This is a genomic window from Diplocloster modestus, assembly GCF_019042245.1.
Taxonomy (GTDB): Bacteria; Bacillota; Clostridia; order Lachnospirales; family Lachnospiraceae; genus Diplocloster; species Diplocloster modestus.
Map to the genome: position 1 here is coordinate 54,085 of NZ_JAHQCX010000029.1, position 6,567 is coordinate 60,651.

General features: G+C 48.2%; 6 protein-coding genes. 5 read left to right on the forward strand and 1 reads right to left on the reverse strand.

What is annotated here, in order from left to right:
* Window position 1: 1 nt before the first annotated feature.
* A complete protein-coding gene (locus KTH90_RS24395) occupies window positions 2-1,483 on the forward strand; it encodes an FGGY-family carbohydrate kinase (RefSeq protein WP_238727600.1) in 1,482 nt (493 codons plus the stop codon).
* A 132-nt stretch (window positions 1,484-1,615) separates the two neighbouring features.
* Window positions 1,616-3,766: an alpha/beta hydrolase gene (locus tag KTH90_RS24400; protein ID WP_238727601.1), complete on the forward strand. Its 2,151-nt coding sequence runs from the start codon at window positions 1,616-1,618 to the stop codon at window positions 3,764-3,766.
* Window positions 3,767-3,878: 112 nt separating this feature from the next.
* Here the strand turns inward: KTH90_RS24400 and KTH90_RS24405 are convergent, their stop codons facing one another.
* The gene (locus tag KTH90_RS24405; RefSeq protein ID WP_238727602.1) at window positions 3,879-4,991 is read right to left on the reverse strand and encodes an MAP7 domain-containing protein; all 1,113 of its coding nucleotides are present in this window, start codon (window positions 4,989-4,991) and stop codon (window positions 3,879-3,881) included.
* A gap of 460 nt (window positions 4,992-5,451) precedes the next feature.
* On the opposite strand from KTH90_RS24405, the gene KTH90_RS24410 reads away from it, so the two are divergent.
* From KTH90_RS24410 to KTH90_RS24420, 3 genes are all read left to right on the forward strand, one after another.
* Entirely contained in the window at window positions 5,452-5,868 is a 417-nt protein-coding gene (locus tag KTH90_RS24410; protein ID WP_238727603.1) for a TetR/AcrR family transcriptional regulator, read from the forward strand.
* Window positions 5,865-6,074: a hypothetical protein gene (locus KTH90_RS24415; protein ID WP_158355632.1), complete on the forward strand. Its 210-nt coding sequence runs from the start codon at window positions 5,865-5,867 to the stop codon at window positions 6,072-6,074. The genes KTH90_RS24410 and KTH90_RS24415 overlap by 4 nt, the downstream gene beginning before the upstream one ends.
* Before the next feature lie 101 nt (window positions 6,075-6,175).
* Complete coding sequence (locus KTH90_RS24420; protein ID WP_238727604.1) at window positions 6,176-6,556, forward strand: glycoside hydrolase family 3 N-terminal domain-containing protein; 381 nt, start codon at window positions 6,176-6,178, stop codon at window positions 6,554-6,556.
* The last annotated feature ends 11 nt before the right edge of the window (window positions 6,557-6,567 follow it).

The window sequence follows — 6,567 nt, forward strand, 5'->3', positions numbered from 1 at the left end:
AATGGCCGGTTATGTATTGGGGATTGATCAGAGTACCCAGGGAACCAAGGCATTACTGTTTGATGAAAACGGAACGCTGCTGTTTCGGGAAGATCTTTTGCACCGTCAGATTGTAAATGATAAGGGATGGGTGGAGCACGATCCGGAGGAGATATACCAAAACGTGGTTCAGGTGGCAAAGAATCTCCTTGGAAAATCCGGCATCGACAAAGCCGGGATTCGGACGCTTGGAATCAGCAACCAGAGAGAGACGGCCGTGGCCTGGGACAGAGCGACGGGCAGACCGCTATCTATCGCCATAGTCTGGCAGTGTGCGCGGGCGTCCGGGATCTGTGAAGCCATAAAGGAACAGGATGATCTGATCCGCGACTGCACCGGACTGCCTTTGTCGCCCTACTTTTCAGCTGCAAAGTTTGCGTGGATTTTGCAGAATGTGGATGCCGCCCGTGAGTGCGCCCGGAGAGAAGAACTCTGCTGCGGAACGATCGACAGCTGGCTGATCTATAAGCTGACGAAAGGAAAGGTATTTAAGACGGATTATTCCAACGCGTCACGAACGCAATTATTTGATATCAGGAAATTAACGTGGAACTCTGAGCTGTGTGAGCTGTTTGGCATCCCGATGTCCGCCTTAGCAGAAGTGTGCGATTCCGACAGCTATTTTGCGGAAACGGATCTTGACGGTTATCTTAAGGCGCCCATTCCCATCTGCGGCGTGCTGGGGGATTCCCACGGCGCGCTGTTCGGGCAGGGCTGCCATGAACCGGGAATGGTAAAAGCGACCTACGGAACCGGAACCTCTATTATGTTGAATGTAGGGGAGGAATATATCCGAAGCAGACACGGATTAGCAGCCTCTCTGGCCTGGAAGATCGGCGGTAAGGTGAATTATGTGCTGGAAGGCAATATCAATTATACCGGCGCGGTTATCTCCTGGATGAAGGATGATATGCACCTGATCGCATCGCCTCAGGAAGCGGAAGAACAGGCATGCCGGGCCAATCCGGCGGATGAGGCAGTGCTGGTTCCGGGCTTTACCGGACTGTCGGCGCCCTGGTGGAAAGATGACGCGAGAGCGGTGCTGGCGGGGATGAGCAGACTCACCGGAAAGGCGGAAGTGATAAAAGCCGGGTTGGAGAGTATCGCTTATCAGATCGTTGATGTGCTGCAGGCCATGACGCAGGATTACGGCAAAAGTATCGTGGAGCTTCGCGTGGATGGCGGAGCTACAAGAAACGGTTATCTGATGCAGTTCCAGAGCGATCTGCTGTGCGCAGCCGTGTGCGTGGCAGAGAATGAGGAACTGTCCGGTATAGGAGCGGCTTATCTGGCCGGGATTACGGCGGGAATCTATGATAAAAGGGAGATCTTCTCCCGGCAGAGTTTTACCCGGTTTGAGAATCAGATGGATGAGAAAGTAAGAGTTCGCAGGTTAAGACTCTGGAGAAAGGCGGTGGAAATGGTACTAAACGAGGTCCCATAATGATAAGCTGTTAGGAGGAGGTGTATCTTGTGTTCCGGGATACGTGCGTGTCATCAGTCAGAGACACGCGGCAGAGTGTCGGCATCTGAAACTACTGTGTTCAACTTTTGAGGATTAGGAGGGAAATAGGGAATGAATAGGATTAAGAACTATAAAAATCAAGTTCTGTTAGCAGTATGTCTTATTGTGATTATGATATGCGGACTTATCATATCGGCGGTTAAAACGGATAACGGCAATATTACGGTCAAAGAAGTAGTGATCTCTCCCTACGGAGCAGATCTTGCGATGTCAATGTATATGCCGGATTCCGCCCTGGAAACGGATGACAGCGGTAACTTTGTAAATGCGGATACCTATCCGGCTGTGATTATAAACTCTGGTTACACGGAAAACAGAGCCTGTCTGGATAATGTATCCATTGAGCTTGCCAGGCGGGGATTTGTAGTGGCGCAGTTTGATATGTACGGGCACGGCAAGAGTGACACGACCGCCACAAGGGGCTATGGAAATGTGCCGGATCCTTTTGGGGATGACATGGCGCTGTTGGGCGCTTATGATGTGCTGGATTATCTCAGAAGCCTGGGCTTTGTGGATCAAACCCGGATCGGGATGGTGGGACACTCTCTGGGCGGCAGCGCCGTTGGAGCGATGGCGGCGAGTACAGCCGGATTTTATACGCTGCAGGATCAGCTTCTTAATCTGCTGCACGACGAATTCGGCCTTCCGATATCCGCAGAGCAGGTGACAGCACAAGATGCGGACTCCATTGCAAATGAGAAGCTGGATGAAAAGCAGCGGATTCTATACGAGACGAGAAAAGCAGAGATTACAAAAGAATACGGCCTGGGAGTGCGCAATGTGATTGTCCTGGATGCGGACGTTGGATTCAGCGCCCCCAAGGAGGTCGAGGTTGCCGGGAATCCGGTTTGGCGGGATGTACAGGCGAATTTTGCATTATTTGCCAACATAAGCGGCGGACTCTCAAAGGGAATCAAGGACAAAGATTATTGCCTCAGCTCAGAATCTGTGCTTGGAATTATGGGCCTGAGTACAAAAGCAGAGCGGAATACCTGGTACTCCGTTCAGCTCTCGGGAACTGCGGTGAAGGAGGAGAGCACGGCGGTATTAGACTTCTATACCAGCCCATCGGATGAGACAATCCAAAAACTGGCGGACTCCCATAGCCTCAGAGTTCTGGTCCAGCCTAAGGGCTGGCATGCATTTACCTACATTTCCGGTGAGACGGCGACGGCCGCGGTGCAGTTTTTTACGACGACCCTTACATATGATAATGGGAAGCTGGCGGTTGGGGTCAATGCGGCAAGCGCAGCGCCTGCTTCAACAGGCAGCTGGAAGATCAAGGAGGCGGCAAGCGGGTTCGCATTTATTGCCCTGCTGCTTATGATTATGCCCCTCGTCAACCTGCTTCTTGACAGCCGTATGTTTCAAAGTATGCATAACACTCCAAGCGAGCCGCTTCATACGAAAATTACGCCAGCCCTTGTGATTACCACGCTGATCACGATATTTGTACCGATGTTCTTATATTCCAAAGGCGTGGGGTGGGCGATGAATGTAAAAGCCAGTCCGCTCTCTACGATCCAGATTGCAACCCAGACGGCCTTCTGGGCCGCGCTGATGGCGCTGATGATTCTGGCCTTGATAGTTGTAAAATATTATGCATATGATAAGAAACGGATGGGCGTTTGCTTCCGGGAGATGTATGGTCTGAAGATAAGCTGGAAAAATATAGGGAAAAGTATCGTATTAGGACTTGTGATTTTCGCCGTGATCGCTGTGCTGCTCCAATGCTTCTATACCTGTTTTCACGCTGCGAACATGAAGGTCACGCTGCTAGGAAAGATTATGTATGCGGCGCTTGCGGATCACCAATATTACAGTTATTTCCTATATGCACTGTATTTCTTCCCGTTCTATCTCATAAACAGCATGCTAGTGAATTCCTTCCGGTTTAAGAACATGAGCGAGAAGAAGAATATGATAATCGTGGGGGCAGTGAACTGCAGCGGAATGTTACTCCTGGCGGTGTGCCAGATTATCTTCGGACTTTATATGAAAGGGTCGCCGCTGCTGCCGACAGTTCCGGGAACATCGGCTACGATTTATAATATCCCGTTCTTCTGCCTGATGCTGTTCGTATCGACCATATTTACGCGCAAATTATACGTAAAGACCGGTTCTTCCATTCCGGGCGCGATTCTGAACGTTTTGGTTTTCACGTTCCCGGCTGTACAGTCCTATGCGTATTTCGTACTATAACATAAAATATATTTGATCTACAAAGGAAGCTGCCGCTTCTCGATTTTTAATCGTTGAAGCGACAGCCCCTTTTTCCTTTAAAAACACAATTCCGGTAACGATTTAGCAAAAATTAATCCTTTAATAATTGCGCAAACTCTTCTGAAGTAATTCCAAGCTGTCTGGAAACTTTTTCAATATCGTTATTTACAGCAAAAAGTTTTAAAGCTTTCCGGAGTTTGGAGTTTTCCTCCATCACGACTTCTTTTTCCTGTTGAGCCACTTCTTTTTCCTGTTGAGCCACTTCTTTTTCCTGTTGAGCGGCTTCTTTTTCCCGCTGGGCGGCTTCCTTCTCCTGTTGAGCTGCCTCGTTCTCCCGCCGGGCTGCCTCGTTCTCCCGCCGAGCCGCTTCATTCTCCCGCTGCATAGCCTCCAGACGCTTACGGTGTTCATATTCTATCTCGTCAATATCCAGCACCAACGCATCCTCAATCATTTCCATATAACCTCCTTCCTCCAGCTCCCCGTACTTCTCATAGATATGTTGAAAAAGTTTCCGGGTCAGACTCATCAGTACTCTGGCATCATTCTTCGTTATGTTGCCTAACCGTTCATTCTCTCTGATGCTTCCTATTATATCATGGAGTACCAGCTCTTTCAATGCTTCCATATTTTGGGGTGTGCGTGCTTTTTGGAGGTTTTTCCTAAGCCGCAGAAGTTGGAAAGGAATTAAGATAACCATTTTTCTCTGGTTTAAACTCCCGAGATCTTCGGACAGATATTTTAATACGGGGACTTGGTATCGATAACATCCCTGGCTGCCAAAATGAATCTGAAGAGTCTGGCAATCTGGGATGTTTTCCGTGTTTTCGTCCAGATAAACTATGAGGGGATCTGGAAAATAGAGATCTTCCCATCCGCTCCGGCGTTTCATGGCCTGATTATATCCATATTCAAACATCCGTACTACGATGTGCTTATCCCAGGAGATCTGAGCCTCAAAATGATAGCTGTCCGTACCGTTCACTGTCAGGACCGCATCGGCCAGCGTACGCCTTAATGCGTCATTCACATGCTCCGACATATTATATTGAATCTTGCTGTCCAGTGGATAATCCGTATGAAAGCAGCCGTTGATCATACTGATGACAGCCTGCGTGGAGAGCATGAGTATTCGCTTGAATATTTTGTCATAGATATGATAGATACCGCTATAAGCCTGGGTTTCTTTTGTGTTTTCCGCCATATTCCTGCCTTTCTTCCTAAGAAAACTAATAGACCGGTCAATCCAGCTTCAGGTTATCTGGATTCATAGGCATCCCTCCTTATTCACATTATCCGTGTTGGAAATCTTCTCCGAATGGAAAGAACATCTGTAAGACTTACAGATAAAATTACCATACCATATTCCCAAGGTTATGTATAGTAAATTCTTTACTTTTACTTACTTACTTTTACTTGCCACTTTTACTTAGAATCAGCGTGAATCAGCGTAAATGAAAGAGCTTAGAATTCATGAGCTTAGAATGAAAGAGCTTAAATTTACGGGAGCTTGGGGAACCGCAATTTGTTTGTACAACATGCCTGTGTTGTCTGTATTTACCAAAAATAACGCCGTCATTTTGTATAATAAGTTGATTGGCATTACAGTTCGGAGTTTCTATAATACACTTATGGGACATGTGTCCCGAATTGGGAGAAGAACTATGAGAGAGTTGACACAAACAGATTTAGGAATTCTTGAGGTTGCCCGGAAGCTGTTTTTGGAACAGGGTATTATGCGGACGGAGATGAAGGATATCGCGCACAGGATGGGCTGCAGCCGGAGCACCCTATACCGGCATTTTGCCAGCAAAGATGAGATTCTTATGGTGCTGGCAACAAATGCCATCATTATGTTCAATGCCGCTGTGCAGATACCGGACAGTCTACGGTTCGTATGTGGTTTTGACGCGCTGGAATGGCAGTTGAATTCTTTGATGGAGACATTGATTTCTCATGTGGAGGATGTAACTTTTCTAAGGGACTTCGACTGCTTATTTACTAAAAGCTATCCTTATGTTCAGGACTTGGGCAATCGGAATGGCTGGCCATCACTTCCGGCTCCAGAAAAGCCCTGGTGAAAAGTTTTTTTCGCGGGATAGAAGATCACAGTATCAGACCCCTCGAAGACCCGGCTCTGGCGGCAACAACGGTGGGACACTGCCTGATGGCTATGGCGCAAAGGATTATGCCCCGTGAGCCTCTGTTTATTGAAGAACATGGATACGGGCAGGAAATGCTGCGTTGTCAGGTAAAGCTGATGCTGGCGGCGCTGCGGCAGTATTAAGCAATAAGAGTAAGTTGCCGGTACGATCCGGTAATTTATTTTGCCACTTAACGGGACAAGTGTCCCGTGACAAGAAAAAATGAAAGGTTGGGATTAAAATAATGGATGTAGAACGAATCCCGTCTCAGATGACACTGGAAGAAAAAGCGGGACTGTGCTCCGGGGAAGACGCCTGGAGTACCAAAGCGGTAGAACGGCTGGGTATTCCGGCGGTCAAGGTGAGTGACGGCCCCCACGGGCTGCGGGTACAGTGTGAAAACGATAACAACTTATTCCGGGAAGCACAAGAAGCCGTGTGTTTTCCCAACGGTTGTGCGCTGGCGGCCAGCTTTGATAAGGATCTTATAAAGCAGGTGGGCGATGCGATCGGAAGGGAAGCCCAGGCCCTCGGGAGCCAGACAGTACTGGGGCCGGCGGTGAATCAATGTCAGTTAGTTAAGCTCATAGGGTATTCAATCTATGAGGGTCTAACTAAAATTTAAAAATTTTGTAT

Bases quoted from the DNA above. Each gene is read 5' to 3' on its own strand.
- KTH90_RS24395 (WP_238727600.1), top strand. From the start codon at position 2: ATGGCCGGTTATGTATTGGGGATTGATCAGAGTACCCAGGGAACCAAG.
- KTH90_RS24400 (WP_238727601.1), top strand. From the start codon at position 1,616: ATGAATAGGATTAAGAACTATAAAAATCAAGTTCTGTTAGCAGTATGT.
- KTH90_RS24405 (WP_238727602.1), bottom strand. From the start codon at position 4,991: ATGGCGGAAAACACAAAAGAAACCCAGGCTTATAGCGGTATCTATCAT.
- KTH90_RS24410 (WP_238727603.1), top strand. From the start codon at position 5,452: ATGAGAGAGTTGACACAAACAGATTTAGGAATTCTTGAGGTTGCCCGG.
- KTH90_RS24420 (WP_238727604.1), top strand. From the start codon at position 6,176: ATGGATGTAGAACGAATCCCGTCTCAGATGACACTGGAAGAAAAAGCG.